At 71.0% G+C, this 26151-nt stretch carries 28 protein-coding genes; 8 read left to right on the top strand and 20 right to left on the bottom strand.

What is annotated here, in order from left to right:
* The first annotated feature begins 2 nt into the window (after nt 1-2).
* The 3 genes from CHC05_RS26755 to CHC05_RS26745 are packed head-to-tail and all read left to right on the top strand — an operon-like array spanning nt 3 to nt 1929.
* Entirely contained in the window at nt 3-497 is a 495-nt protein-coding gene (locus CHC05_RS26755) for a hypothetical protein (protein ID WP_089253330.1), read from the top strand.
* Nucleotides 485-1495 (top strand): hypothetical protein, encoded by a 1011-nt coding sequence (locus CHC05_RS26750; protein ID WP_218824696.1) that lies wholly within the window; start codon nt 485-487, stop codon nt 1493-1495. The genes CHC05_RS26755 and CHC05_RS26750 overlap by 13 nt, the downstream gene beginning before the upstream one ends.
* A 20-nt stretch (nt 1496-1515) precedes the next feature.
* On the top strand, nt 1516-1929 hold the full coding sequence (locus CHC05_RS26745) for a YkgB family protein (protein ID WP_179266403.1): 414 nt from the start codon (nt 1516-1518) through the stop codon (nt 1927-1929).
* On the opposite strand, the gene pstB is transcribed toward CHC05_RS26745, so the two are convergent.
* The 5 genes from pstB to CHC05_RS26720 all read right to left on the bottom strand — a co-directional run bounded on the left by pstB (nt 1930) and on the right by CHC05_RS26720 (nt 7291).
* Nucleotides 1930-2706 (bottom strand): phosphate ABC transporter ATP-binding protein PstB, encoded by a 777-nt coding sequence (gene pstB, locus CHC05_RS26740; RefSeq protein ID WP_089253328.1) that lies wholly within the window; start codon nt 2704-2706, stop codon nt 1930-1932. It abuts the gene before it with no gap.
* A gap of 21 nt (nt 2707-2727) precedes the next feature.
* Nucleotides 2728-3804: a phosphate ABC transporter permease PstA gene (gene pstA, locus CHC05_RS26735; RefSeq protein WP_089253327.1), complete on the bottom strand. Its 1077-nt coding sequence runs from the start codon at nt 3802-3804 to the stop codon at nt 2728-2730.
* Between the two features lie 157 nt (nt 3805-3961).
* Complete coding sequence (gene pstC / locus CHC05_RS26730) at nt 3962-4930, bottom strand: phosphate ABC transporter permease subunit PstC (protein WP_245871234.1); 969 nt, start codon at nt 4928-4930, stop codon at nt 3962-3964.
* A gap of 3 nt (nt 4931-4933) precedes the next feature.
* Nucleotides 4934-6037 (bottom strand): phosphate ABC transporter substrate-binding protein PstS, encoded by a 1104-nt coding sequence (pstS, locus tag CHC05_RS26725; RefSeq protein ID WP_089253326.1) that lies wholly within the window; start codon nt 6035-6037, stop codon nt 4934-4936.
* A 96-nt stretch (nt 6038-6133) separates the two neighbouring features.
* Nucleotides 6134-7291, bottom strand: a complete 1158-nt coding sequence (locus tag CHC05_RS26720; RefSeq protein WP_089253325.1) for an agmatinase family protein — start codon at nt 7289-7291, stop codon at nt 6134-6136.
* An 85-nt stretch (nt 7292-7376) separates the two neighbouring features.
* Between CHC05_RS26720 and CHC05_RS26715 the strand changes: the two genes are divergently transcribed.
* Nucleotides 7377-8795, top strand: a complete 1419-nt coding sequence (locus CHC05_RS26715) for a pyridoxal phosphate-dependent decarboxylase family protein (RefSeq protein ID WP_089253324.1) — start codon at nt 7377-7379, stop codon at nt 8793-8795.
* Here CHC05_RS26715 and CHC05_RS26710 read toward each other — a convergent pair.
* From CHC05_RS26710 to CHC05_RS26695, 4 genes are read right to left on the bottom strand one after another with little or no spacing between them, the layout of a single operon-like run.
* Nucleotides 8773-9660 (bottom strand): alpha/beta fold hydrolase, encoded by an 888-nt coding sequence (locus tag CHC05_RS26710; RefSeq protein ID WP_089253323.1) that lies wholly within the window; start codon nt 9658-9660, stop codon nt 8773-8775. The two genes, CHC05_RS26715 and CHC05_RS26710, sit on opposite strands and share 23 nt — an antisense overlap.
* A gap of 14 nt (nt 9661-9674) precedes the next feature.
* Nucleotides 9675-10388, bottom strand: coding sequence for an SDR family oxidoreductase (locus CHC05_RS26705; protein WP_089253322.1), 714 nt, complete (start codon nt 10386-10388; stop codon nt 9675-9677).
* Between the two features lie 10 nt (nt 10389-10398).
* Nucleotides 10399-11259, bottom strand: coding sequence for a DUF427 domain-containing protein (locus CHC05_RS26700; RefSeq protein ID WP_089253321.1), 861 nt, complete (start codon nt 11257-11259; stop codon nt 10399-10401).
* A gap of 11 nt (nt 11260-11270) precedes the next feature.
* The gene (locus CHC05_RS26695; RefSeq protein WP_089253320.1) at nt 11271-11990 is read right to left on the bottom strand and encodes an SDR family oxidoreductase; all 720 of its coding nucleotides are present in this window, start codon (nt 11988-11990) and stop codon (nt 11271-11273) included.
* A gap of 99 nt (nt 11991-12089) precedes the next feature.
* Between CHC05_RS26695 and CHC05_RS26690 the strand changes: the two genes are divergently transcribed.
* The 3 genes from CHC05_RS26690 to msrA all read left to right on the top strand — a co-directional run bounded on the left by CHC05_RS26690 (nt 12090) and on the right by msrA (nt 15949).
* Nucleotides 12090-14804, top strand: a complete 2715-nt coding sequence (locus CHC05_RS26690) for an AAA family ATPase (protein ID WP_281257729.1) — start codon at nt 12090-12092, stop codon at nt 14802-14804.
* Nucleotides 14805-14927: 123 nt separating this feature from the next.
* Nucleotides 14928-15398: a peptide-methionine (R)-S-oxide reductase MsrB gene (gene msrB / locus CHC05_RS26685; protein ID WP_089253319.1), complete on the top strand. Its 471-nt coding sequence runs from the start codon at nt 14928-14930 to the stop codon at nt 15396-15398.
* The gene (gene msrA, locus CHC05_RS26680) at nt 15395-15949 is read left to right on the top strand and encodes a peptide-methionine (S)-S-oxide reductase MsrA (RefSeq protein ID WP_089253318.1); all 555 of its coding nucleotides are present in this window, start codon (nt 15395-15397) and stop codon (nt 15947-15949) included. The genes msrB and msrA overlap by 4 nt, the downstream gene beginning before the upstream one ends.
* Before the next feature lie 49 nt (nt 15950-15998).
* Here the strand turns inward: msrA and CHC05_RS26675 are convergent, their stop codons facing one another.
* The 3 genes from CHC05_RS26675 to CHC05_RS26665 are packed head-to-tail and all read right to left on the bottom strand — an operon-like array spanning nt 15999 to nt 17781.
* Entirely contained in the window at nt 15999-16445 is a 447-nt protein-coding gene (locus CHC05_RS26675; RefSeq protein WP_089253317.1) for a hypothetical protein, read from the bottom strand.
* Between the two features lie 14 nt (nt 16446-16459).
* On the bottom strand, nt 16460-17377 hold the full coding sequence (locus CHC05_RS26670; RefSeq protein ID WP_089253316.1) for an NADP-dependent oxidoreductase: 918 nt from the start codon (nt 17375-17377) through the stop codon (nt 16460-16462).
* On the bottom strand, nt 17374-17781 hold the full coding sequence (locus CHC05_RS26665; protein ID WP_089253315.1) for a YybH family protein: 408 nt from the start codon (nt 17779-17781) through the stop codon (nt 17374-17376). The genes CHC05_RS26670 and CHC05_RS26665 overlap by 4 nt, the downstream gene beginning before the upstream one ends.
* Nucleotides 17782-17927: 146 nt before the next feature.
* Between CHC05_RS26665 and CHC05_RS26660 the strand changes: the two genes are divergently transcribed.
* Entirely contained in the window at nt 17928-18572 is a 645-nt protein-coding gene (locus CHC05_RS26660) for a TetR/AcrR family transcriptional regulator (RefSeq protein WP_089253314.1), read from the top strand.
* Nucleotides 18573-18592: 20 nt separating this feature from the next.
* Here the strand turns inward: CHC05_RS26660 and CHC05_RS26655 are convergent, their stop codons facing one another.
* The 8 genes from CHC05_RS26655 to CHC05_RS26620 form a co-directional block, all read right to left on the bottom strand.
* Nucleotides 18593-19486, bottom strand: a complete 894-nt coding sequence (locus CHC05_RS26655; RefSeq protein WP_089253313.1) for a DMT family transporter — start codon at nt 19484-19486, stop codon at nt 18593-18595.
* Between the two features lie 74 nt (nt 19487-19560).
* Complete coding sequence (locus tag CHC05_RS26650) at nt 19561-20043, bottom strand: PepSY domain-containing protein (protein WP_089253312.1); 483 nt, start codon at nt 20041-20043, stop codon at nt 19561-19563.
* On the bottom strand, nt 20040-21383 hold the full coding sequence (locus CHC05_RS26645) for a sensor histidine kinase (protein WP_218824695.1): 1344 nt from the start codon (nt 21381-21383) through the stop codon (nt 20040-20042). The genes CHC05_RS26650 and CHC05_RS26645 overlap by 4 nt, the downstream gene beginning before the upstream one ends.
* Complete coding sequence (locus tag CHC05_RS26640) at nt 21376-22041, bottom strand: response regulator transcription factor (protein ID WP_089253432.1); 666 nt, start codon at nt 22039-22041, stop codon at nt 21376-21378. Before CHC05_RS26640 ends, CHC05_RS26645 begins: the two co-directional genes overlap by 8 nt.
* 66 nt (nt 22042-22107) lie before the next feature.
* Nucleotides 22108-23154: an LLM class flavin-dependent oxidoreductase gene (locus CHC05_RS26635; protein ID WP_089253311.1), complete on the bottom strand. Its 1047-nt coding sequence runs from the start codon at nt 23152-23154 to the stop codon at nt 22108-22110.
* Nucleotides 23155-23161: 7 nt separating this feature from the next.
* Nucleotides 23162-23413 (bottom strand): hypothetical protein, encoded by a 252-nt coding sequence (locus CHC05_RS26630; protein WP_089253310.1) that lies wholly within the window; start codon nt 23411-23413, stop codon nt 23162-23164.
* On the bottom strand, nt 23410-24921 hold the full coding sequence (locus tag CHC05_RS26625; RefSeq protein WP_089253309.1) for an FAD-binding oxidoreductase: 1512 nt from the start codon (nt 24919-24921) through the stop codon (nt 23410-23412). The genes CHC05_RS26630 and CHC05_RS26625 overlap by 4 nt, the downstream gene beginning before the upstream one ends.
* Entirely contained in the window at nt 24918-26144 is a 1227-nt protein-coding gene (locus CHC05_RS26620) for a (Fe-S)-binding protein (RefSeq protein WP_179266385.1), read from the bottom strand. Before CHC05_RS26620 ends, CHC05_RS26625 begins: the two co-directional genes overlap by 4 nt.
* Between the last annotated feature and the right edge of the window lie 7 nt (nt 26145-26151).

The raw sequence follows: 26151 nt of genomic DNA, 5'->3' as shown, positions 1-26151 counted from the left end.
CCATGTCACCCCTCGTCGTCGTCCTCCTCCTGCTCGCCGGGCTGTCCGAGGCCGTCGGGCGCGTCCTGCCCGTGGTCGCGGCGCGCTCCGGCGTGTCCCGCACCCGGGCGGTCGGGCTGATCAGCGCCGGCGCGGTCGTCGAAGCGGCGGTGTTCGCGCTGTGGCCGCTGTCGGCCTGGGCCGTGGCCATGCTGATCCAGCCAACCGCAGGCCAGGAACCGTTGGCCTGGGAACCCGGCCTCGTCGCCCCGCTGCTGCTCGCCGCGGTGCTCGCGTTCCCGTTGCTCGGGCCGTTCCTGCACCTGGCGCTGTTCATCGGCGTGGGCGCCGGCCTGACCACCGCACTCGCGCCACTGACCGGCCTGGGGTGGTGGACCGCCGCGGGCTGCGTGGCCGTCGCGGGAGTCGGGCTCGGCGTCACCGTCGAAGTGGTCCGCCGAATCGCGGCCTGGCTCAACACGGCACCGGCCCGGGAGGCGCTGCGATGGCCGGCCTGACGCTCCTGCTGCTGCTCTGCGTGCTCGGGCCGGTCCTGCTGGCCGAGGCCCTGCTCGCCCGGCACGAGGTACTGGCCTACGCCGCCGGCTGGCGCGCCCCCACCGGCGCGCTCCGCACCCGCGTCCCCCACGCGAGAGGCGCGGAGCCCGACGCGCCGCCGGCGGCGTACCTCGTCTATCTGGACGGCATCGGCAAACGCCACTACCGCGACACCCGCGACGGCGGCCGGTTGGTCAAGGCCATCATCGCCGGCGCGCCGGAGCTGCGGGTGCTCGGCCAGGTGCAGCCGTACTCCCCCTTGGCCTATGCCCTGGCCGAGCGTCCAGTGTGGATCTGGCTGCGCCGGCACGTCGGGCTGCTGCTGTTCCTGCACAACGTGATGCAGATCTTCATCGCCGCCGACCACCGGTACCGTCCGCTCTACAACCGGGCCGTCGGCGCGCAGATCGCCACGCAGCTGCGGCTGGCGGGCTACCGGCGGGGGAGCGGTATCCCGGTGGTGCTGCTCAGCTACAGCGGCGGTGCCCAGGTCGCCACGGGCGCGGTCGAGGAGCTGTGGACGCAGCTGCGGTGCCCGCTCGAGCTCGTCAACCTCGGCGGGTTCCACAACGGCGCCAACGACCTCACCCACGCGCGGCACGTCCACCGCCTCACCAGCGACGCCGACTGGATCGAGCGCCTCGGCGCCTGGATCTTCCCGCAGCGGTGGCGGGTGTTCCCCCGAGGGCCGTGGAACCGGGCCGAACGCGCGGGCAAGGTGAGCGTGCACCGGCTCGACCCGGCCACCCACATCGGCGAGCGCAGCTACATCAGCCCGGCCGCCACGCTGCCCGACGGGCGCACGCACCTCGACCACACCGCCGAGACGGTGATCGCCCTGATCCGGGCCGGCCTCGACGCTAGGCTCAAGGTGCGACGGACCGCAGTCGGTCAAGCCGGCACGACCGGGTGGAAACCACCCCTGGGAGCCAAGCCATGCGCACAGGAGCAGTCCTGACGTCCGTGGGATTCCCCGTCATGCGCTACGGCCTCGCGACGGTGTTCGTGTGGGTGGGTGGGCTCAAGTTCACGGAGTACGAGATCCAGAACGCGGAGCCCCTCGTGACCCACAGTCCACTCACCTCGGTGCTGCGCCGCCGGCTCGGCGCGCGCAAGCTGGGCCGTATGGTCGCCATCTCGCAGGTCGCGCTCGGCGCACTGATCGCGGCGAAACCGTTGGCACCACGCGCTTCGGCACTCGGCAGCCTCGGTGCGGCGGGGATGATGGTCGGCACGCTCAGCTTCCTGGTCACCACGCCCGAGGCCTGGCAGGAGGGACACGGGGTGCCGCAGCTGTCGGTGCTGGGCGAGGCCCTCCTGAAGGACGGCGTCCTCCTGGGCGCCAGCCTCCTCACGGCCGCGGACGCGTTGCGGGCTGCGGGTTTCCGCTAGCTAGCCGAAGCGGCCGGTGATGTAGTCCTCGGTCTTCTGCTCGCTCGGGTTGTTGAAGATCTTCTGGGTGTTGTCGTACTCGATGAGCCGGCCCGGGTCTCCGGTCTTCTCGATCGAGAAGAACGCGGTCCGGTCTGACACCCGGGCCGCCTGCTGCATGTTGTGGGTCACGATGATGATCGTGTATAGGTCCTTGAGTTGGAACATCAGCTCTTCGATCGCCAGCGTCGAGATCGGGTCCAGGGCCGAGCACGGCTCGTCCATCAGCACGACCTGCGGCTCCACCGCGATCGTCCGCGCGATGCACAACCGCTGCTGCTGACCACCCGACAGACCCGCACCCGGCTTGCCGAGCCGGTCCTTGACCTCGTCCCACAGGTTCGCCGACCGCAGCGCCTTCTCCGCCGCGTCCTGCAACACCGACTTGCGCCGCACGCCGTTGAGCTTCAAACCCGCCACCACGTTGTCGAAAATCGACATCGTCGGGAACGGGTTCGGCCGCTGGAACACCATGCCGATCATCCGGCGCACAGCCGTGACGTCGACGTCCTTGTCGTAGATGTTCTCGTCGTCGACCGTCAGCGAACCCTCGACCCGCGCTCCCGGCAACACCTCGTGCAATCGGTTGACAGCACGCAGGAACGTCGACTTCCCACACCCCGACGGACCGATCAACGCCGTCACCGTCTTCGGCTCCACCCGCAGGTTGATGCTGTCGATCGCCTTGAACGAACCGTAATAGGCGGTGACCCCGGTCGCCTCTACACGCTTGGCCATGTGCAGTCCTCGTTGCTGATGTCAACGGCGGAGCCGATTGCGCCCCGCGAGCAATTTGGCGGCGATGGTGAGGATGAGCACCAACGCGACCAGGGTGAGCGCCGCGGTCCAGGCGCGCGCCGGCGCGAATCGGGATGCGTCGCCCGCCTGCTGGAAGACGAATAACGAAAGCGACGTCTGGTTGTTTTCAAATGGGTTGATGTTGACGGCATCGCTGCCGCCTGCTACCAAAAGTACCGGTGCGGTCTCCCCCGCCGCGCGTGCGATCGACAACATGATGCCCGTGATGATGCCGGGAAGAGCCGTCGGGATAACAACCCTGACGATCGTCTTCCATTTGGGTACGCCGAGCGCGTACGCGCCTTCGCGCAGGGGTGCCGGGACGAGGCGCAGCATCTCCTCCGTCGAGCGGACAATGGTCGGCAGCATCAGCACGCTCAGGGCGAGGGCAGCCGCGAAGCCCGAGAAGGCCGGCTGGCCGTTGTTGAACCACGGCGTCACGATCAGCACCCAGAACGCCAGCACGAACAGGCCGGCGACGATCGACGGGATGCCGGTCATCACGTCGACGAAGAACCGGATGGCGAGGGTGAACCGGCCGCGGCCGTACTCGACGATGTACACGGCCGCCAGCACCCCCAGCGGGACGGTGATCGCCGCGGCGATGGCCACCTGCTCCAGCGTGCCGATGATCGCGTGGACGGCGCCGCCGTCGGGGTCGCGGGCACCGATGTTGTTCATCGACGTGCTGAAGAAGTTGAGGTCCAGGCGCTCCGTGCCCTTGGAGATCAGCGTCCAGACCACCGAGACCAACGGCAGCAGCGCGAGGACGAAGGCCGAGTGGATCAGCGCGCCCCAGGTGCGGTCGCGGGCGGCCCGGCGGCCCTCGTACCGGTTGATGGCGAAGAACGACCCGACCAGGTAGAGAATCAGGCCCATGACCAGGACGAGCACCCAGTTGCCGAACCCGGTGCCGTAACAGATCGCCGCCGACACCCCGAACGCGACCACGGCGACACCGACCAGCACGAGCAACGGCGTGCGCCGCCCCCGCAACCCAGGATCCCGCCCGGGAGCGGTCTGCGCCGGCGCGGTCATGCCCGCACCTCGCCCCGCGGCCGGCGGCCGCGTGCGGAGCCACGCGCCGTCATGCCCGCCACCTCGCCCCGCGGCCGGCGGCCGCGTGCGGAGCCACGCGCCGTCATGCCCGCCACCTCGTCCCGCGGCCGGCGGCCGCGTGCGGAGCCTCGCGCGGTCATGCGGCCGACTCCGTGAACTCGCGCCGGCGGTAGATGATCGCGCGGGCGGCCATGTTGACGACCAGGGTGATCGCGAACAGCACGAGGCCCGAGGCGATCAACGCTCCCCGGCCGATCTCGCCGGCCTCGCCGAAGCCGTTGGCGATGTTCGCGGCGATCGAGTTGCCGCCGTTCTGGATGATGTTGACCGTGATCTCGTTGATGAAGCCGAGCGTCAGCGCGAGCGCGATGGTCTCGCCCAACGCCCGGCCGAGTCCGAGCATCACCGACGCGATCACACCCGGGCGCCCGTACGGCAGGACCGCGGTCCGGATCATCTCCCACCGCGTGGCGCCGAGCGAGAGCGCGGCCTCCTCGTTGGCCGTGGGGGTCTGCCGGAAGACCTCGCGGGAGAGCGCCGTGATGATCGGCAGCACCATGATGGCGAGCACGAGGCCGCCCAGCATGAACGAGCGGCCGAACGGCCCGTCACCGCCGAAGAGCGGGATCCAGCCGAAATATTTGTTGAGCCAGACCGAGAAGCTGCGGACCGGCTCGATGAAGACGGTGAAGCCCCACAGTCCGAACACGACACTGGGCACCGCGGCCAGCAGGTCGATCACGAAGCCGAACGTGGTGGCGATGCGCCGGGGCGCGTAGTGGGAGAGGTAGAGCGCGATCCCCAACGCCACCGGCACGGCGACCACCAACGCGATCACCGACGTGACCAGCGTGCCCCAGGCGAGCGCCGCGATGCCGAACTCGGGTGGCGTCTGGTTGGGGAACCACTCGGTCTCGGTGAGGAAGTTGGCGTCGTCGGCCTGCAACGCCGGCACGGCCTCCGCGACGAGGAAGGCCGTGATCGCGACGATGATGACCAGCACCATCGCGCCCGCCGCAAAGGTGCCGGTGCGGAAGACGGACTCAGCACCGAAACCCTTGCGGCGTGGCAGCGCGTCGCCGCCCGAACGAGGGTCAGAAGACACCGGTCAGGAGATCGCGTTGACCGAGGTCTGGACCCTGGACTGGACGTTGCCCGGCAGCGGCGCGTAGCCGAGGCCGTTCAGGATGCCCTGCCCCTCGGAGCTCGCCGTGTAGCCCAGGAAGCCCTTCAACAGCGCGACCTTGTCGGACGGGGCGCCCTTGCTGCAGACGATCTCGTACGTGGCCAACACGATCGGGTACGCACCGTCGGTCTTGGTGGCGTAGTCGATGTCCAGCGTCACATCGTTGCCGCTGCCCGTGACCGCGGCGCCCTCGATGGTCTTGCTGGCCGCCTCGGGCGTGAGCTCCTGGAACTGCCCCGCGCCGTTCTGGATCTTGGCCATGTTCAGCCCGGAGTTCTCCGCGAACGACAGCTCCATGTAGCCGATCGAACCGTCAGTGCTCTTCACCGAGCTGGCCACACCGTCGGAGCCCTTGGAGCCGGTGCCGCCCGGCGCCTTCCACGCCTTGCCCGCGCCGAAGGTCCAACTGCTGCCGGCGGTGGCCGCCAGGTAGCTGGTGAAGTTGTCGGTCGTGCCCGACTCGTCCGACCGGTGCACGGTCTGGATCGTCGTCGACGGCAGCGACGCGTTCGGGTTGTCGGCCTTGATCGCGCCGTCGTCCCACTGCGTGATCTCGCCGGCGAAGATCTTGGCGAGCACGTCGGGCTTGAGCTGAAGGTCGTCGACGCCCGAGACGTTGTACGCGACCGCGATGGGCCCAATCACCATGGGCAGGTTGACCGCCGGGCCGCCGTTGCACCGTGAGTTCGCCTGCGACTGCTCGTCCGCCGACAGCGCCGTGTCCGAGCCGGCGAAGTCCGCGGTGCCGGCGATGAACGCCTGCACACCCGCGCCGGACCCGGACGGCTCGTAGTTGATCGTCGAGCCGTTGCACTGCTGCTGGTAGTTCTTGCGCCACTCGTCCATCGCGTTCTTCTGCGCGGACGAGCCCTGCGCGTTGAGGGTGCCCGTGGCGCAGTTGATCGCCTGGGCGACCCCCGCGCCGGCCACGGTCGCACCGGAATCCGTGTCCGCACCACACGCGCTCAGCGCGAGCGCCGCCGTCACCGCGAGAGACGCGATGATGCCGTACCGCCGGAGTCTCACCTGACGATTTCCCTTCGCGCGACCGACCACCAAGCACGAGTTAAGTGCACCTAAGGGGGGTTTCGCGGCGGTTTCGCCGTAAAAGTGCGGTATCTGTCAGGCGGCGGGCGGTCCCCACGCATGCCGGTCCTTGCGGGCGGCCTTCTTGCCGAGCCGGCCCTCACGCACCAGCACCGCGAGCGCGTCCAGGACCACCCGGGAGCTGAGCAGGGCGGTCTGCTCCGCCCAGTCGTACGGCGGCGCGCACTCGACCACCTCGATGCCGGCGAGCCCCGGCGCGGCGACCGCCCGGATCAGGTTGAGCGCCTCGCGCGGCAACAGCCCGCCCGGCTCCGGCCACCCCGTCCCCGGCACGAACCCGGCGTCGACCACGTCGATGTCGAAGGACAGGTAGACCGCCTTCGCGCCCTGCCACGCCGTCTCCAGCGCCACCTCGGCCACCTTCTCGACGCCGACCCGCTCGACGTCGCCGACGGTGATCACGGTGGTGCCCCGCTCCCGGCCGACCTTGACCCCGGCCCGCGGCGACTGCCAGCCCCCGATGCCGACCTGGACCAGGTTGGTGGCGGGCGCGTTGCCGATGTTCGTGGCGTGGAACCACGGGGTGGTGTGCATGCGCTCGTCCAGGTCGGTCTCCTGGGTGTCCACATGCCGGTCAAAGTGGATGATGCCGATGTTCCCGTCGACGTGCGGCGCGATGCCCCGGATCGTCGGGTAGCCGATGGAGTGGTCGCCGCCCAGGACGACGGGCAGCACGCCGCGCGCGTACACGTGGGAGATCGCCTGGCTGATCTGGTCGAAGCTCTTCTCCAGGTTGCCCGGGATCGTGAACACGTCGCCGATGTCGACCAGGTTGAGCTGCTCGCGCAGGTCGACGCCGAGCTCGTAGCAGTAGGTCCCGAACAGGTTCGTCGAGCGCCGAATGCCTTGGGGGCCGAACCGGGCGCCCGGCCGGTACGTGGCGCCGGAGTCCAGCGGCGCGCCGAACACGGCCACCTCGGCATCGCCGACGTCGTTGACGTCCTCCAGGAAGGGCGCGTTGAGGAACGTGCCCCGCTCCCCCGCGAAGTGCGGCAGCTCACCCCGCGAGAACGTCGGGATCGTCCGGTCGACCAGGGTCGGCGAGCCCGGGAGCCCGTACGCCAGTCCCCGCTGAATCTCCTCGTCGTGGCGGAACAGCGACAGCCGCTCCTCGGCGAGCTGCGCCCACTGACCTTCCCGGTTGGCGAAGGCGTCACTGTGCGAGTGCGTCATCTCGGGGACAATAGCCGCAAATCCCCATGTGACGGTGGCGACGGGACCGTGCCGAACTCCGTCCGGGAGTGCCAGCCTTCGGGTCATGGAGTTCGAACCGGACCGCGCGCTGATGCTCGACCAGGGCCACCTGGTGCTGAACCGGCTGGCCGACTTCGTCGACCGGTTGCCGCAGCGCCCGGCCACCGACCTGACCCCCGTGCTCGGCTCGGCCGAGCTGCCCAAGCTCGTCGACGAGCTGTTGGCCCCGCCGCCGGAGCACGCTGGCGAGCTCGACCAGCTGCTCGCGCTGGTCGACCGCGCCGCCGACGTCGCGCTGGAGACCGCGGGGCCGGGCTACTTCGCGTACATCCCGGGTGGGGGGCTCTACAGCTCGGCGCTCGCCGCGTTCTACGGCCAGGTGCTCAACCGCTACGGCAGCCTCGCCGCGACCGCGCCCGCGCTCACCGCGCTCGAGGACAGCGTGCTGCGGTGGATCGCCCAGGACGTGTGCGGGCTCCCCGACGGCAGCGGGGGCCTGCTGACCACGGGCGGGTCGCTGGCCAACCTGTCCGCCGTCGTGGCAGCGCGGCACGACCGCCTCGGCGAGGACATCGCGGACGGGACCATGTACGTCACGGCGTACGCGCACCACTCCGTGGCCAAGGCCGCCCGCATCGCCGGCATCGCGAGCAACCGGATCCGGGTCGTGCCCAGCACACCCGACCTGCGCATGGACGTCCCGGCCGCGGCCGCCATGATCGAGGAAGACCGGGCCGCCGGGCTGCGCCCGTTCCTGATCGTCGGATCGGCCGGCACCACCGACACCGGGACGGTCGACCCGCTGCCGACCATCGCCGCCCTCGCGGCCGGCACGGACCTGTGGTTCCACGTCGACGCGGCGTACGGCGGCTTCTTCCGGCTGACCGAGCGGGGCCGCGAGCGGCTGGCCGGCGTGGAGCTCGCCGACTCGGTGACGCTGGACCCGCACAAGACCCTGTTCCTGCCGTTCGGCACCGGTGCGCTGGTGGTGCGCGACCCGGCCAAGCTGGCGGCGGCGCACCACGGCACCGCCGACTACCTGCAGGACCTGGGCTCGCTCGAACTGCCGGACTACGCCCACCTCGGTCCGGAGCTCAGCCACGAGGTACGCGGCCTGCGCGTCTGGCTGCCGCTGCACCTGCACGGCGTCGGCGCGTTCCGGGCGGCCCTGGACGAGAAGCTGGACCTGGCCGAGCGGGTCCACGAGGCGCTGCACCGGGTGCCCTCGCTGGAGGTGCCCTGGGCGCCGGACCTGAGCACGGTCGCCTTCCGGGTGCGGGCCGCGTCCCCGGCCGACGTCGAGGAAGCGGACGCGGCGACCCGGGCGATCCTCGCGCACGTCAACGCGAGCGGTCGGGTCTACCTGTCCAGCACGGTCGTCGACGGCCGGCAGACGCTGCGGGTAGCGGTCGTCGCCCACCGCGCCCACGCGTCCCAGGTGGACGAGGCCATCGCGTTGATCACCGCGGCCGCGCCGGCATAGCGGCCGTCCGGCGGTCGAGGAAGTCGTGGGTCAGGCCCGCGACCTCGTCGCCGTGGGACTCCAGCAGGAAGTGGCCGCCGTCCAGCAGGTGGATCTCCGCGTCGGCGACGTCGTCCGCGAAGGCGCGTGCGCCGTCCGGGCCGAAGATGGGGTCGTTGCGGCCCCAGGCGGCCAGCACCGGCACCTGGGTGTCCCGCAGGTACTCGTGCAGGCGCGGGTACATCGGCGGGTTGGTCGCGTAGTCCCGGAACAGGGCCAGCTGCACCACGTCGTTGCCGGGCCGGCTGACCAGCGCGTAGTCGTGGTTCCAGGTGTCCGGGCTGACCAGCGTCGGGTCGGGCGTGCCTGTCAGGTACTGCCACTTGATCATGTCGAGGCTCAGCGCCTGGCGGATCGCTGCCTCGGTGTCGGGCGTCTGCTCGCGCTGGTAGGCCCAGACGGTCTTCCAGAAGTCTTCGACGAAGCCCGCGTCGTACGCGTTGCCGTTCTGCGTGACGATCGCCGTGACCGCGTCGGGGTTCTGCAACGCGAGCCGCCAGCCGATCGGTGCGCCGTAGTCGTGCACGTAGAACGCGTAGCGCTCGATCCCCAGCTGGTTCAACAGCTCCGTCGTGTGCGAGGTCAGGTTGTCGAACGTGTAGTCGAACTCGTCCACGCTCGGCGCGTCCGAGAAGCCGAACCCGATGTGGTCCGGCGCGACCACGTGGTAGCGGTCGGCCAGCGCCGGAATCAGGTCGCGGAACATGTACGAGCTGGCCGGGAAGCCGTGCAGCAGCACGATCGCCGGTGCGTCGGTCGATCCGGCCTCCCGGTAGAACAACTGTCGACCGTGGACGGTTGCGTAACGGTGATGGGTGGTGTTCACGACTGTCCCCTCCTTCAGACCAGGGTCTCGCCGCCGTCGACGTGCAGGCGGACACCCGTCAGGAACGTGTTGGTGAGGGCGAAGACGACGGCGTCCGCGACGTCGTCGGAGGTGCCGACCCGGTGGGCGGGCACCTCGGCACGGCGCCGCTCGTAGAGCTCGGCCTTCTTCTGGTCGCCGAGCGCGTCGTAGGCGCCGGTGTCGATGGTGCCCGGCGAGATGGAGTTGACTCTGATCGGCGCCAGCTCCACCGACAGCGACCGGGCGACGGCGTCGACGGCGCCGTTGGTCGCGGCGACGGCGAGCATCCCGACGGTCGGCTTGTCCGCGGTCGCGCCGGAGAACAGCACGAACGAGCCGTCCTTCGGCATCCGCTTGGCGAAGTGCTTGGCGAGCAGGATCGGGCCGACCACCTTGGTGTTGAGAGACGCCATGACGACGTCCGGCTTGAGCGCGTCGACCGTGCCGCGGGCCCGGGCGGAGGCGGTGGAGACGACGTGGTCGACGTGGCCGATCCGCTCGGCCAGCGCCTCCACACTGGACTCGTCGGTGATGTCGACGCTTTCCGCGGTGATGCCGGGATCGTCGTACGCATCGGCGAGCGCGGCGACGTCGCGGCTGGCGACGACCACGGTGGCGCCGGCCGCCCGGGCCGCCAGCGTGGTGGCCCGGGCGATGCCGCTGCCGCGGCCGACGACCAGGACCGTGCGGTTCTGCAGGGTGGACATGTTGCGGCTCCTATCGGTTGGTGGTGAAGACCTCGTCGAAGTCCCGGTCGATGCCGTGCGCGACGACGGACTGCCCGGGCTCCAGGACGAGCCGCCGCCCGTCGAGGTCGACGGCGATCTTGTCGGCCTCGAACGAGACGAAGTTCGAGATGAGGTGCACCTCGGGCCAGGCCTCCTCGTACGACCAGGCGGCGCGGGGCCGCTCGCCGATGTCGTAGTAGCTGGCGAGCCCCTTGTACGGGCAGAACGTCTGCTGCTCCACCGGGGCCAGCGCGCCGGCTTCGACGTCCGCCCGCGGCACGTACCAGCGCGGCGCGAAACCCGACTCGTAGAGGACACGCGGCCGGACGGTATCGGCGACGACCCGGTCGCCGTCGCGGACGACCAGGTGGCGCGAGGTCCGGCGGATGTCGATGCGGTGGTAGCTGTCGGCGGCGTGGCCGAGGATCCGCTCGTCCTCCTCGTAGAACGCGTCCATCGGCCGCCAGGCGAAGGCCGTCCGGCCGCGCAGCGGGTCGGCGTAGTCGGGCAGGTCGGCGAACCGCCACGCGGCCCGCTCGGCGTGCCGGTCTCCACGCTGGACGGTCAGCCACCGCGTCGGCCCGAGCTGGGCATGGTTGGTGACACGGTCGGTCTCTCGCAGCGCGTCGGGCTCGATCGCGATGTCCGGGAAGTACGCCACCGGGTAGCGGCCCGGCTCGTGCAGCAGCACGACGTCCTCGCTGTCGGCGATCCAGTCACCGCCGAACCGCACCCGCAGGCGGCGGCGCAGCGGCTCCGCGTACAACAGCCGTTCGGGCAGTGGATCGGGGGTCAGGAAGCGGCCGACGGCGTGCGCCGCCAGTGGGCCCTGCTGCCAGGAGAGTCCCATGATCGATCCTTTCAGCTCAGCGGTTCGCCGCCGTCGATGTGCAGCGTCGTGCCCGTCAGGAAGGGGCTGGTCATCGCGAACAGCACGCCGTCGGCGATGTCACCCGTGGTGCCGATGCTCCGGGTGGGATTGCGGCGCCGGATGGTGTCGATGTAGGCCTGCTTGGCCTCGGCTCCCAGGTCGTCCCAGGCCCCGCTGTCGATCACGCCCGGCGAGATCGCGTTGACCCGGATCGGGGCCAGCTCCAGGGCGAGCGAGCGGGCCAGGACGTCGGCGGCGCCGTTCGTGATCGCGACCGCCATCGTGCCAACCGCGATCTTGGCCGCGGCCACGCCCGAGAACAGGGTGATCGAGCCGCCCGGGTCGATCCGGTGCGCGAGGTGCTTGGCCAGCATGAGCGGGCCGATCACCTTGGTGTCGAACGACTTTCGCACCGCGGCGCGGTCGAGGTCGGCCAGGTGCCCGCGGGCGCGCGCGGAGGCGGTCGAGACCACGTGGTCGACGGTCTCCAGGCGCTCGGCGAGCGCCTCGATGGAGTCCTCGTCGGTGAGGTCGACGGTGTCGGTGGAGATGTCCGGCTCTCCCGCGTACGCGTCGGCCAGTCCCGGACCGTCCCGCCCGGCGGCGACGACCCGGGCGCCGGCGTCCCGGGCGACGACCGCGACCGCGCGGGCGATCCCGCTGCCGCGCCCGACGACGAGCACCCGCTGGTCCTTGAGCAACCCAGGCATTTTTCCTCCCGGGGACAGATGGCTAATGCGAAAAGCCTTCACGCGGGCGTTTGCGCCGCGCATCCGCCACTGGCCAGCCGACCCCGCTAGCGTGGGGTTGTGCGCGGGTCCGCCGGACTCACCGGCCGTCGCACCGAATGCGCGGTGCTCGACGACATGGTCAAGGCCGTCCGTGGGGGCGCGAGCCGGGTGCTGGTGTTGCACGGTGAGGCCGGTGTGGGCAAGACGGCCCTCCTGGACCACCTGGCCGCCGTGGTGAGTCCGGGCCGGGTCGTCCGGGCCGCCGGGGTCGAGTCGGAGATGGAGCTGCCGTACGCGGGCGTGCACCAGCTCTGCGGTCCGCTGCTCGACCGGCTCGACCGCCTGCCGGCACCACAGCGGGAGGCGCTGGGCACCACGTTCGGCATCAACGCCGGGCCGCCACCTGAACGGTTCCTGGTGGGCCTGGCCGTGTTGAGCCTGTTGTCCGCCGTGGCCGCCGAGCGGCCGCTGGTCTGCCTGGTCGACGACCTGGAATGGCTCGACCGCGAGTCGGCGCAGGTGCTCGCGTTCGTGGCCCGCCGGCTCGAGGTGGAGTCGGTCGGCCTGGTCCTCGCGGCCCGCTCCGTTCCGCCTTCCCTGGCGGGTCTGCCGTCGCTGCCGGTCGGCGCGCTGGCGGAAGAGGAGGCCCGCGCGCTGCTGGACGAGGCGCTGGCGGGTCCGATCGACACCCGGGTACGCGACGAGATCGTCGCCGAGGCGCACGGCAACCCCCTGGCGCTGCTGGAGCTGCCGCGCGGGATCGGCCCCACCGACCTGGCGGGCGGCTTCGGCCTGCCGGCGGCGCTGACCGGCGGAATCGAGTCGCAGTTCCAGCGCCGGGTGGACCAGCTACCCGCGCCGACCCGGCGGCTGTTGCTGCTGATGGCGGCCGACCCGTCGGGAGACGCCGACCTGGTCGCCCGGGCCGCGCGACGGTGGGACGTCGACCGGTCCTCGTCCGGGCCGGCCGCCGACGCCGGGCTGGTCGACGACGGCGGGCGGTTCCGGCATCCGCTGGCGCGGTCCGCGGTCTACCTGGCCGCGCCGGCCGACGAACGGCGCTCGGCGCACGCGGCGCTGGCCGCCGCCACCGACGCCCGGACCGATCCCGACCGCCGGGCGTGGCACCGGGCCGAGGCGACGGCCACGGAGGACGAGGACGTGGCGGTCGAGCTGGAGCGCTCGGCCGGGCGTGCGCAGGCCCGCGGCGGTCCGGCCGCCGCGGCGGCGTTCCTTCGGCGGGCGGCGGCGCTGAGCCCGGCGCCGGCGAAGCGGGGCGTGCGGGCGCTGGCGGCGGCGCGGGCCGAGGTGCGGGCGGGTGGCTTCGAGGCGGCGCGGGACCTGTTGGCCACCGCGGCCTCGGCGCCGCTGACCGAGCAGCAGCAGGCCCAGGCCGACCTCACCCGCGCGGAGCTGGCCTTCGTGACCGACCGGGGCCACGACGCCGCACCGCTGCTGTTGCAGGCGGCGCGGCGGCTCGAACAGGTCGACGGCACGCTGTCCCGGGCCACCTATCTGGAGGCGCTGTCGGCCGCCATCTTCGCCGGACGGTTCGCGGCGCCGTCCGCCGACGTGCGGTCGGTGGCGCACGCGGCGCGGGGCGCGCCGCCGGCCTCGGCGCCGTCCGCGGCGGACCTGCTCCTGTCCGGGACGGTGCTGGCGTACGACGAGGGCTACGCGGCGGGGTTGCCGGTGCTGCGGTCGGCGCTGGCCGGCGTGCGCTCCCTCGACGGCGACGTCGATCTACTGTGGATGGCCATCACGTCGACCCTGCGGGTGTGGGACGACGACGGGTGGGACGCCCTCTCCGACCGGTACGTCCGGCTGGCCCGCGAGACCGGCGCGCTCGGCCACCTGCCGCTGGCGCTCACGGCACGGGCGTACCTGCACCTGTTCAGCGGCCACCTGGCCGCCGCGGCGGCGCTGACCGACGAGCTGACCGCGATCACGGAGGCGACCGGCACGAGCGTCGCGCCGTACGGTGCGCTGGGGTTGGCGGCCTTCCGCGGCGACGCGGACGCGGGCCCGACGCTGGTGGAGGCGACGAAGGCGGACGTGGCCCGACGGGGCGAGGGCGTGGGGCTCACCTTCGCCGAGTGGGCGTACGCGTTGCTGCACAACAGCTTGGGCAACTACGGCGAGGCCTTGGCGGCGGCCGAGCGGGCGACGGCGTACCCGCAGGATCCGGGATCGTTGATCTGGGCGGCGCCGGAGCTGGTCGAGTCCGCGGTCCGGACCGGCCGGCCGGAGGCGGCGGGCCCGGTCTTCGCGCTGCTGTCCGACATGCGTAACGCCTGCGGCACGGACTGGGCGCTGGGCATCCAGTCCCGCTCGCAGGCGCTGCTGACCGACGGCGACGGTGCCGAGCCGCTGTACCGATCGGCGCTGGCGCACCTGGGCCGCACCCGGATGCGGGTGGACCTGGCCCGGGCGCATCTCCTGTACGGCGAGTGGCTGCGACGCCGGCGGCGGCGCACCGACGCCCGGGCCGAGCTGCGGACGGCGTACGACCTGTTCACCGGGATCGGCGCGGCGGCGTTCGCGGCACGCGCGGGACGCGAGCTCAGCGCGGCTGGCGGCAACACCCACCCGCGCGCGCCGGCGCGGGACCACAACCTGACCACACAGGAGGCCCAAATCGCCCGCATGGCCAGCGAGGGCCTCTCGAACCCGGAGATCGCGACCCGCCTGTTCATCAGCGCGCGCACGGTCCAGTACCACCTGCGCAAGGTCTTCACGAAGCTCGGCATCACGTCGCGCACCCAACTCCCCCGGGTCCTCCCCACGCGCTAGCCTGGCCGGCTCCGCCCGAGACCCCGGTCACAGGGAGTTCTCAGGAAGCCCGGGACCAAAACCACCCCCGGCGGTGTTGTGACAGGTGACGCCGCAGCCAGCGGCGGCAGAAGAGGAGAGATCGTGTCACACGACTACCGCAAGACCGCGGACGCCGTTGGTCGTCTCACCGACACCCAGTTCAGCGTTACCCAGCAGGACGGGACGGAGCCCCCGTTCCGGAACGAGTACTGGGACAACCACGAGCGCGGGATCTACGTCGACGTGGTCTCCGGGCAGCCGCTGTTCTCGTCGACCGACAAGTACGACAGTGGCACCGGATGGCCCAGCTTCACCAAGCCGATCGACGGCGACGTTGTCCGGACAAAGACCGACAGAACGCTCTGGATGACCCGCACCGAGGTACGGTCTGCCGGCGCCGACAGCCACCTCGGCCACCTGTTCGATGACGGACCGGCCGACGCGGGAGGATTGCGTTACTGCATGAACTCGGCCGCGCTGCGGTTCATCCCCGTCTCGGAGCTCGAGGCGCAGGGCTACGGAGAATACCGCTCGCTGTTCGAGCCGGACGTTACGAAGGAGAACGCATCATGACCAGCGGAGTCAACGACACCGGACGCGTCACCCAGGAGCCGGGCACCGAGACGGCCGTCCTGGCCGGCGGGTGTTTCTGGGGCATGGAGGATCTCATTCGTCGCCAGACCGGCGTGTTGGACACGCGCGTCGGCTACACCGGCGGCGACAACGATCACGCGACCTACCGCAACCACCCCGGCCACGCCGAGGCGGTCGAGATCGTCTTCGACCCGACGCAGACGACGTACCGCGACATCCTGGCGTTCTTCTTCCAGATCCACGACCCGTCGACGTTGAACCGCCAGGGCAACGACATGGGCTCGAGCTACCGCTCGGCGATCTTCCCGCTCACCGACGAGCAGGAGCGGGTCGCCCGCGACACCATCGCGGACGTCGACGCGTCCGGGTTGTGGCCGGGCAAGGCCGTCACGACGATCGAGCCGGCCGCCCCGTTCTGGGAGGCCGAGCCCGAGCACCAGGACTACCTGGTCAACTACCCGAACGGCTACACGTGCCACTTCCCGCGGCCGGACTGGGTGCTCCCCAGGCGCACCGCGACCTCGGCCTGACGACAGGCTGAACGGGCGCGTCCACCGCTGTCGTGCGGTGGACGCGCCCTCACGCGTTGTTGCGGGCCTCGATGGCCTCGATGGCGTGCTCCAGCTCCTTGCCCAGCACCCGGTTGCCGATGAAACCGATCGCGAACCCGAGTGCGCGCCCCCGCAGGGTCTTGCCGTCACGCACCTCGACCAGGTCCACAGTGGTCGTTCCGTCGGGTCGCGGGCTCAGCGTGTACGTGAAGCCCGACCCGCCACCCCACGTGTTGGAGTCCGTGGTGGTGACCACGACGTGGTGCACGTCGGACCAGTCGTAGTGCATCCGTTCCCAGATGCCGCCCGAGCCCTCGGTGACGTCGGCCTGATCGGTGCCCTTCTCGTGCACCTCGAGATAGCCGTCGGCGCTGCGGCTGAAGACCTCGGACCGGCCAGGCCCGAAATCGGTCAACGCGGCGACGAACTCCTCGGGAGTCGCGGTCGTCGTCCGCTGAAGGTGAATCGTCGTCATGCCGGATCCTCCCGTCATGCGCGCACGCGGATGATCGTCTTTCCCTTGACCCGCTCGGTGGGGTTGAGCGCCGCAACGGCGTCAGCGAGGGTTGCGACGGTGCCGATGACCGTCCGCAGACGTCCGTCCCGCACCCGTTCGACAATCTTACCGAGTTGGGCGCGATCGGCCTCGACGACGAAGTCGATCGCCAGGCCGTCCTTGGGTCGTGCCGGCGGCGGACCCGTGACCGACACCAGCGTTCCGCCCGCGCGCACCAGCCCGGCCGACCGCTTCCCGATGTCACCGCCGAACACGTCGAAGACCAGATCGACCGCGCCGACGGCTTCCAGCGACTCGTTGTCGAGGTCGACGAACTCCCGCGCGCCGAAGTCGAGTGCCGTTTGGCGAGCGGCGGCATGCCCGGTGCCGATGACGTAGGCGCCGGCCTCGCGCGCGAGCTGGGTGACCAGCGATCCGACCCCGCCGGCCGCGCCGTGCACGAGCACGCTCTGCCCCGACTTCACGCGACCGTGGTCGAACAGTCCCTGCCAGGCCGTCAGACCGGAGATCGGCAGGCTCGCGCCGACGGTGAAGTCGACGTCTCCGGGCAATGGTGCGAGGTTGCGGGCCTCGACGGCCGCGTACTCCGCCAAAGTGCCGTCCCGGGTCCAGTCGGTGAGGCCGAACACCCGCTGTCCCACCGACAGCCCGGTCGTGCCGTAGCCGAGGGCAGTGACCACACCGGCCAGCTCGTGCCCGGGAATCGGCGACGTCCGGTCCTGGCCGGCGCGATCGGCCCAGGTCGAGGGCCACGTCAACTCGCCGGCGGTGAACCCGGAGGCGTGCACCTCGACGAGTACGTCGTTGATCGCGGGCTCCGGTTCCGGACGCTCGACCAGCGTCATCCCGGCCGTCCCGGCAGCCTCGTTCGGCGCGACGATCGCCTTCATCGGGCACCTCCCCGCATGGCCGTACCCTGGTTGTTGTCGATCACGTACCGCCAGAACCCGTCCGCGCCGCGCCGCAGGACGTCACAGGCCGTGCCTCCGAACTGCACGTGCTCGCCGTCGCGGCCGGTGCCCTCGATCGCCCAGTCCAGCACGATCTCCGCGAGGTCTCCGGCGACGAACACGTGGCGGGCCTTGGCGTCCAGCGGCAGGCCGTGCTTCAGGTCAGGTTCGAGCTGGCCGGCGATGGCGGTGTGACCGGTGACGGTGCTCCCGTCGCGCATGACGAGCACGGCGTCCGCCTCGTACAAGGGCAGCATCGCGCTCACCTCGCCGGAGTTGAACCGCTCGACCAGCGACGGTACGACCTGTTCGGGATCAGTGGGCAGCAAGAAGGAATCGGACATCACGGCTTCCTCTTCTTATTGGACCATTTCGTCCAGCCTAGCGCGATGACAGCCGACGTCCATCCGTACCCTGGCTACGCAAGATGCCTCGCCGGGTGGACCCCAAGGTCCCGTCACTCATGGCCGACCGTGGATACACTGCACGGATGGGCGACGAGCAGGTGATCGCGCCGGCGAAGCCGCGGAGGATCAGCCAACGGGGCATAGCGACCCGCGAGCGGATCCTCGACGCGGCCAACCAGCTGATGCTCGTGCGTGGCGTCAACGCCACGACCCTCGACGACGTCCGCGAGGCGAGCCAGACGAGCAAGTCCCAGCTCTACCACCACTTCGCCGACAAGCAGGAGCTCGTGCGCGCGCTGGTCAAGTACCGCGGCGCGCTGGTGATCCAGCGCGAGCGCGGCAGGCTGGAGCGGCTGAGGTCCTTCTCCGGGCTGGTCCGCTGGCGCAACGCGCTGGTGCAAGCCAACGCGCTCAACAACGGCAGGTACGGGTGCGGTCTCGGTTCGATGGCCGTCGAGCTCTCCGACCAGGACGAGCAGTCCCGCTCGATGCTGTCCGAGACCTTCGACCAATGGGAAAAACTGATCAGTGACGGCCTGCACCGGATGCGTGACAGCGGCGCGCTGCGCCCGGACGCCGATCCGGAGAAGCTGGCCACGGGCCTGATGGCCGCGCTGCAGGGCGGCTACCTCCTGGCGAACGCCGCACACGACGTCGCACCGATGGAAGTCGCCCTCGACATGGCGCTGGACCACATCAAGTCGTTCCTCGTGGAGCCGCCCCGCTAAAGGCTGGACTATTTAGTCCACTAGCTCAGGACTGGTCGGGGTGCGCGGACCAGCGGTGAGTGCGCCAGGCCGACCGCGCCGAGGGAGGTCAGGGCGCCAGCGGCGGCCAGGCCGATCAGGGCGCTGGTGGTGCTCGGCGGTTCGACCGCGAACGCGTAGACGCCGAGCAGGTAGCTGGCCACCGGGTTGGTGATCGACATGGCGGCGACCGCCGACGGCAACGATCCCGCCGCCAGCGCACCCTGGCCCAGGACCAGGCCGCTCAGCGTGGACGCCGCCAGGACGTAGCCCGGCCAGTCGCGGGCGGTGGCCAGGGCGCCGCGGGTCAGCAGGTCGTCGGTGGTGAGCTTGATCATCGCGGCGCTGATGGCGTAGCAGATGCCGGCCGCGATCGCGATCATCGTGGCCCGGACCAGGCGCGGCCGGCCCTCGCTGAACGGCAGGATCAGCAGGACCGCGGCCACCGCGACGAGGCAGCCCAGCAGCACGTGGGTCCGGTTGGGCTGGCCGTCCTGCGGTGCGATGCCGCGCACCGCGAAGAACGTCACGAGGCCGCCGCAGATCAGGATCGCGGCCCGCCAGTCGCGCCGGCCCGGGCGGCGTCGTTGCCAGGCCGCCGCCATCGGCATCGCGAACAGCAATTGGGTGACGAGCAGCGGCTGGACCAGCGCGACCGACCCGAACCGGAGCGCGATCGCCTGGGCGCCGAAACCGCCGAGGTTGGTGACCCAGCCGACCAGCCACAGCGGCTCGCGGACCAGTCGCCTGATCAGCCGCAGCAGCCCCACGAACACGTCCGTGCGCCGGTGCGGGCCGTCCTCCGCCCGGTGCCGCTGCGCGGCCTGCTGCTGGAGCGAGGCGGCGGCGGCGAACAGGAACGCCGCCAGGACGCCGAATCCAACAGCCAAGGTCACGCCGCGGGACTCTACGACTCGGGCGGTGGCGGTGGCCAGCCGGCCGCCGCCACCGCGCTCCTGCTCACACCCCGTCAGTCGTCGGCCGTCTTGCTCAACACCGTGAATCCGGCGTCGAGGTCGACGTCCCATTCGGCGCCGGCTGCGTCGTGGACGTCGACCTCGTAGGCCGACCCGTCGTCGCCGCCCTCCACCGCGGTGACCGTGCCACCGCCGACGGCGGCCAGCGCCGCCTGCTCGGCCGACGCCCGCTCGGCGGCCGTGAGCACCCGGTCGGAGTTGTCCTGGCCGACCACCTTGAGGTCCTTGTCCAGGGCGACGTCCACCTCGCTGCCGTCGTCCTTGCGAACCTCCACCTCGTACGCCTCGCCGGGATCGTCGCTGGTCTCGACGTCCTGGACCGTCCCGGGGACCGCCTGGGTGGCCGCGTTGGCGACCCGCTCGCGCTCGCCGCCCTGGACGTCGGCGCTCGCGGTGGTGGCCCAGATCGCTCCGCCCGTGCCGAGTGCGACGACGGCCGCGGCGGTGATGACGACGGCGCGCTTGGAAATCTTCATGGGTGGATCGTGCGGGTCCGTGCCTGAAACCCACCTGAAAGTCCGTTCACGGCGAGGCGTACGACGAAGCGCGCACCGCCCAGGGCGGACGTCGCGACCGTGACGGTGCCGCCGTGGGCCGTGACGGTCTCTTTGACGATCGCCAGGCCGAGCCCGCTGCCGCCGGCGTCCTTGGTCCGGGCCTCGTCGAGCCGCACGAACCGCTCGAAGATCCGTTCCCGGTGTTCCGGTGGGACGCCCGCACCGTCGTCCTCGACGATGATCTCCACTCCGTCGCCGGTCTCCCGGACCGCGATGGCCACGGTGCCGGTGGCGTGCCGGGCGGCGTTGTCGACCAGGTTGCGCACGATCTGGGCGAGTGCGGTCGGGTCACCCCGCACCCGTCCGGCCCCGACTCCGGCGGTGTCGACCTCCAGCCCGGACCGGGCGACGCGGCGGGCCTCCGCCAGCGCCAGGTCGTCGAGGTCGACGTCGTGCGGGGCACGGCCGACCCCATCCCGAGTGAGCAGCAGCAGCTGCTCGACCAGCCGCTGCATGCGGGCCGACTCCTCGAGCACGGCAGCGGTGAGCTCACCCTCGGGCAGGGCTCCGGGGTGGTCGCGGGCCACCTCGGCCGCCTGGCGGATGGAGGCCAGCGGCGACCGGAGCTCGTGCGAGGCGTCGGCGACGAACTGCTGCTGCCGGTCGCGCGAGTCCTGCAGCCGGCCCAGCATCTGGTTCATCGTCCGGGCCATGCGGTGGACCTCGTCGCGGGATCGCGGTTCGGGCACGCGCCGGTCGAGCCGATCGCCGGTGATCTCCTCGACCTCGCGCCGGATGCGCTCGATCGGCGCGAGCGCCCGGCCCGCCACCACCCACACGGTGCCGCCCACCAGCAGCAGCAGCGACGGCACACCGACCATCAGCGGAGTGACCAGCGCGGCGGTCGAGTCGGCGACCTCCTCCAGGGAGACACCGACCAAGACGGTGTACGGGTCGGCGTCTTCGGTGACCACGAGATAGCCGCGGTCGTCCTCCTCCAACGTCGAGCGCAGGGGTCGGGACGAGCGCAGGACGGCGCCGTCGGCGTCGGCCACCTGCCAAACGAGATCCTCGTCGTCGTCCTCGTCCAGAGCCTCCTCCGCCCACTCGCCCGACGGCTCGCTCGCCGGCAGGCCCGAGACGCGGATCTCCGCCGCGATGGCCGAGGCGCGCTGCTCGGCGGTGGCCTCCAGCCCGTCACGTAGCGAGTCGCGCACCAGCGCCACCAGCACGACCGCCCCAACCAGCAGGGCGGCGGCGACCACGAGCACGGCCACCGCTGTCGTGCGGAAGCGCACCGACGTCCGGCTCTCAGCCACCGTCCCTCCGCAGTCGGTAGCCCGCGCCGCGCAGGGTCTCGATCGCCTCCCGTCCGATCTTGTTGCGCAGATGCCGGACGTACACCTCGACGATGTTCGGGTCTCCGACGAAGTCGACGTCCCACACGCCGTCCAGGATCTGCCGTTTCGACACCACGTCGCCCGGGCGGCGGGCCAGGAAGGCCAGCAGCGAGAACTCGCGCGCCGTGAGCTCGACCTCGACTCCCGCCCGCCACACCCGCCGGGCAGCCGGGTCGAGTCGGAGGTCGCCGACCTCGATCACCGCGGGCCGCTCCCGCGCACCGCGCCGGGCCACCGCCCGCAGGCGCGCCACGAGCACCGGGAACGAGAAGGGCTTCGTCAGGTAGTCGTCCGCACCCGTGTCGAGCCCTTCGACCTGGTCCCACTCGCCGTCCTTCGCGGTGAGCATCACGATCGGCGTCCAGTCGCGCTCGGCGCGCAGCGTCGCGCAGACCTGGTAGCCGTTCAGCCCCGGCAGCATCAGGTCGAGGACGATCGCGTCGTACGGGTTCTCCCGCGCCAGCCAGAGCCCGTCGGTGCCGTCGTGGGCCAGGTCGACCGCGAAGCCCTCCGCCACGAGCCCGGCCCGCAACGACGCGGCGAACCGCTTCTCGTCGTCGACGACGAGCACGCGCATCAGGTCCTCCGAAAGGGCGGCCGGCAAAAGACCATCCTCCCGTACCCACGCTGAACCCGCGCTGAATCAGAACGCCGGCATCACCTCGTCGTGGATGAGCTGGAGCTGCTCGTTGACCGACGCGACGTTGTCGAGGTCCCGGCCCATCAGGGCCTTCACCAGCGCGGCGTCGGTGATCGCGAAGATCAGGTGGTTGACGCCCGCGTCGACGATCTCGCTGCGCAGCTTGGCCACGCACTCCTCGGGCGTGCCCGCCACCGACAGCCGCTCGGCGACCTCTGGCGGGGTGAGGTCGATCGCGCCGGACAGGTCGCCCTTGCCGAGCGCCTCGATGACCGGCTGCAGGTCGGCCGGGTCGACGCCGTTGCGCCGGAGCTGCTCGTCCGGCATCGACGACGCGTACAGGCCGACCATGCTGCGCGCGGCCTCCTTCGCCGCCGCCGAGTCGCGGCCGATGGAGAAGACGATCCAGGCGCCGATGTCCAGCGAACGCCAGTCGCGGCCGGCCTTCTCCGCGCCCTGCCGGACGTTGGAGACCAGATAGTCGTACGCCTCCCGGGTGTAGCTCAACGCGTGGTGCACCCCGTCGGAGAGCTCGCCGGCCTTGCGGAACGAACGGGGGCCGCGCATCGCGCCGAGCAGCAGCGGCATCCGTTCCTGCACCGGCCTGGCGAAGGTGAACAGGCCCGTGTACTTGTAGAACTCACCCTCGAAGTTGATGGCGCCCTCGTCCAGCAGGGTCCGCATCACCTGGTGGGCTTCCAGGGTCCGCGACAACGGCCGGGTCTGCGCCCAGTCGATGTGGTACTGGGCCAGCAGCCCGAAGTTGCCGCACGAGATGACGCATTCGGCGCGGCCGCCGGTCAGTTCGTCCAATGTGGCCGCCGCCTGGGCGATCAGCGTCGGCTCACGCAGCACGACACCCGAGAGCGACGGCCCGAACCGGATGTTGGTGGTCTTGTCGGCCGCGGCGGCAAACAGCAGCCACATGTCCTTGTGCCACGTCTCGTCGGCCGCGTAGCAGCCGTAGAAGCCGAGCTCGTCTGCCTTCTTGATGGACTCCATCGAGTCGGCGAGCGGATAGTCGGGAAGCATCACGTAGCTGAACCTCATCGGGACCTCACTCTTCTGTGGACATCAGCTCCTCGCCGGACACCACCGAGTCGGCCCAGTGGGCGTGCATCCACGCCAGGTGCTCCCACCGGCTGTCGACGATGCGGCGCGTGTCCCACGCCGGGAAGTCGTGCTGTTGGAAGTGGTCACGCATGAGCGCGGGGTCCACTTCGTACACGTGCTCGATCCGTTGCACCACCACGTCGTTGATCCGCCGTGGGTCCGGTGGCCGCTGCGCGGACAGGCGAAAACCGATCATGACGGGCCGTCCTCGTACGCCTGGTCGAGCAGGTATTTTCCGGGGTTCATGATGTTGAGCGGGTCGAGCACCCGCTTGACCTTCTTCATCACGTCCCAGCCGCCGCCCATCTCCTCCGGCACGAGGTCGACCTCGCCCGCGCGGCAGGCGCCGTGGCACGCGCTGATCGAGCCGCCGTGCGCGATCGACACCGCGGCGATGTCGCGCTTGGCGGTCACCCAGGCGTCCCACGCCTCGTCGTCGAGCTCCTGCTCCCAGATGCCGACGTCGATCTCCGTGAGGTAGTCGCCCCACGGCTTGAAGGCCGCGTTGGTGTAGGCGAACATGCCCCAGTCGTCGAAGATCCGGAAGCGGTCGCCGAGCCGGGCGACGATGTCGTGCCACTTCTCGCGTACCGCCGGCAGCTGGGTCCAGTTGATCGACGCGTCCTCGCAGTGCCAGCTCATCGGCACCACCTGGCCGTCGCGCAGCCGGCCGTGCAGGGGCGTCGCGTAGCGGTCGTGGCGCGAGGCCCAGTCGCCCTGCGAGATCTCGTCGCCGAGGTACGCGCCGCCGGTGTCCTTGCCGATCCGCAGCAGCCGCTTGGCGCCGGGGCGCACCTCGTCGGTGGTGCCGTACATGGCCGTCGCGACCACGCAGCGCACGTCGTCGGGCTGCGGGATGTAGGCCTCGTCGTCGCGGCGCAGGTAGGCCAGCTTCCACTCGTCGAAGAGCACGACGCCGGCGAGGGTGGCCAGCCCCGAGCGAGCGAGGGCGCCGGTCGATCGCCAGGCGGTCTCGTAGTCGGGATAGGAGAAGAATGCCGCGAACTCCGCCTCGGGGCGCGGCACCAGCTCGAGCACGGCCTCGGTGACGATGCCCAGCGTGCCTTGGTGGCCCATGAACAGGTGCTTGAGCTGGTAGCCGGTCGAGGACTTGCGCACCTTGCGGCCACCGCCGTCGCCGACCCAGATCAGCTCGCCGGTGGGCAGCACGATCTGGAAGCTGATCACCAGGTCGCGGGTGTGCCCGTAGCGGCCGCCGATCAGCGACCAGCCGCTCGTGCCGATCCGCCCGCCGACCAGGGAGCACGGGTACGACGCCGGGTCGTCCGGGTAGATCACGCCGTATTTCTGGAGCTCCTCGTTGAGCTTGAGCATGTTGATGCCGGGCTGCACGGTCACCGTGCGGTCGTCGAGGTCGAGCTCCAGGATCTTGTTCATCAGCTTGACGTCGACGACGATGCCTTGCCGCAACGGCACCGCGCCGTCGGTCAACCCGGTGCCGCCGGCCCGCGGCACCACCGGGATGCGGTGGCGGTTGGCCAGCTTGACGACCTCGGAGACCTGCTCGGCGGTGGTCGGGAGCACGACCACATCGGGTACGTGCTCCGCCCACCGATGCACCGGGAACGGCGCCGGCACGCGGGCCCGGTTGACTCGCGACGACTTGTCGGCGAACACGTTGTCGGGGCCGCAGATGCCGATCAGCTCGTCGATCACCGGGTCGGTGACCAGGGTGGCGGTCATGCCAGGCCCGCGCTCAGCGCGACGATTTCCAGCAGGTCCAGCACCTCGATCGGGTCGGCCCGCTTGCCGCCCTGCTCGGTCAGCGGGCGCTCGGACCACACGCACGCACTGACCAGGGTGTCGACGTCGAGTTCGGCGGCCCGTTCGACGCGGCGGCGGCTGATCTCCGCGGTCAGGTCGGGTCGCTCGATCGGCAGGCCGCCGCCCGCGCCAGAACAGTAGGACCACTGCGTGACGTGGTCGACGTCCTTGAACGTGAGGCCCGGGATGGCCCGCAGCACTTCCCTGGGCGCCGCGTGGATGCCTTTGCGTTTGTTGAGGCGACAGGCGTCGTGGTATGTGACGACCCGGTCGACCGGGTTGGTCAGCGGGAGCCGACCCTCGCGGATCAGCTCGGCCAGCAGCTCGACGAAGAGCACGATCTCGAAGTCGAACTCGTCGCCGAAGTAGTTCGGGTAGTCCTCGGTGAACGAGATGTAGTCGTGCGGGTCGAAGACGATGATCCGCTTGGCGCCGACGGCCCGCCAGTCGTCGACGTTGTGCCGGGCGAACTCCTTGGCCCGCTCGACGTAGCCCATCTCGGCGGCCGGCCCGCCGCAACACCACTGCTCGCGCATCAGTCCGAACTCGACGCCCGCCGCTTTCAGGATCTTGGCCGCGGCGCGCGGCACCGACGTGCGGTGGAAGGCGCCCTCGCAGTCGCAGAACAGGATGGTCTCGCCGCCTGTCGGGAGGTCGAGCCCGGCTGCCCAGTCGCGGACGTGCTCCTGGCTGACCGGGACCTCGCCGCCGAGCACGGGCTCGGACTTCTGCCGGCTGGTCTCCTCGACCCAGCGCTGCCACCCGGGCTGGTGGATGCCCTGGTCGACGGCGAGGGCGCGGACGGCCTTGACGAGCTGCACGGTGCGGGTGCGGAAGCGGTAGAAGTCGCCGGTGAACAGGGTGTTCGGGCAGCGCAGCTCGCAGGCGCCGCAGCCGGTGCAGTGGACGTAGTCGCGGGCCACGTCCGCAATGGACAGCAGGCCCTTCTCCATGGCGACGACGTTCGCGTGGAAGGCCGTGGGCGTGTGCACCTCGTTGCGGGTCACCTGCATCACGGGACAGACCTCGCGGCAGAACTTGTGCCCGGAGCTGTAGCAGTTGTAGGCGGCATTGCGCCATTCCTGGACGAACTCTTCTTCGGTCCCTCCCGCGGGACCGTCTGCGCGTTCGGTCGAAGACATCGTCGTC

Origin of the sequence: Asanoa hainanensis (assembly GCF_900188485.1) — a bacterium.
Classification (GTDB): domain Bacteria; phylum Actinomycetota; class Actinomycetes; order Mycobacteriales; family Micromonosporaceae; genus Asanoa; species Asanoa hainanensis.
The sequence above is the reverse complement of the archived record's forward strand: the minus strand, read 5'-3'. Positions and strand labels throughout refer to the sequence as shown.